General features: G+C 64.9%; 1 protein-coding gene. It reads right to left on the bottom strand.

Annotated elements, in window-relative coordinates:
- Positions 1-94 precede the first annotated feature (94 nt).
- On the bottom strand, positions 95-752 hold a 658-nt coding region (locus JCM9942_RS17310; RefSeq protein WP_172675205.1), incomplete at its 5' end, for an alanine:cation symporter family protein.

Raw genomic sequence — 752 nt, 5'->3', positions numbered from 1 at the left:
CGCCGCCCTCACGCGATGGCGCCGGCGGGATCGCCCGCGGCGGGCGGACGGAAGGACGGCGGTTGTTCCAGGGGTTGCTCACTGCATGTCTCTCTTATTTTTTGACGCGCCAGAAATCGGCGTTCTTGATGCCCAGCGCATCCGGATCGAAGACCGGGTCCAGCCCCAGTTTCTTCTGCCGTTCGTAATCGCGCAGCGCCAGCATTGCCGGCTTCTGCAGGATGAAGATGGCGATGACGTTCAGCCAGGCCATCAGACCGACGCCGATATCACCCAGCGCCCACGCCATTTTGGCATTGTGGAAGGCACCGAACACGACCATGCCCATGATGCCCAGGCGCAGCACCAGCGTCGCGGCCGGATGGGTGCGGTTGCTGCCGGCCAAGTAGGTGAGGTTGGTTTCGGCCATGTAGTAATAGGCCATGATCGTGGTGAAAGCGAAGAAGAACAGCGCGATCGCCACGAAGCCGGCGCCCCAGCCGGGCATGACCGATTCCACCGCGGCCTGGGTGAACAGCGCCCCTTCGGAAGGCTGCACGCCGGGCACGCCGCTGATGATGGCCTCCAGCTTGCTCACGCCGCCCTCGGTGACTTCGCGGAACACGTTGTACATACCGGTGGACAGCACCAGGAACGCGGTGGAGGTGCACACCAGCATGGTGTCGAAGTAGATCGCAAAGGCCTGCACATAGCCCTGCTTGGCCGGGTGCGAGACCTCGGCGGCGGCGGCGGCGTGCGGGCCGGTGCCCTGG

The sequence above is a fragment of the Stenotrophomonas pictorum JCM 9942 genome (assembly GCF_001310775.1).
GTDB classification, from domain to species: domain Bacteria; phylum Pseudomonadota; class Gammaproteobacteria; order Xanthomonadales; family Xanthomonadaceae; genus Stenotrophomonas; species Stenotrophomonas pictorum.
The sequence above is the reverse complement of the archived record's forward strand: the minus strand, read 5'-3'. Positions and strand labels throughout refer to the sequence as shown.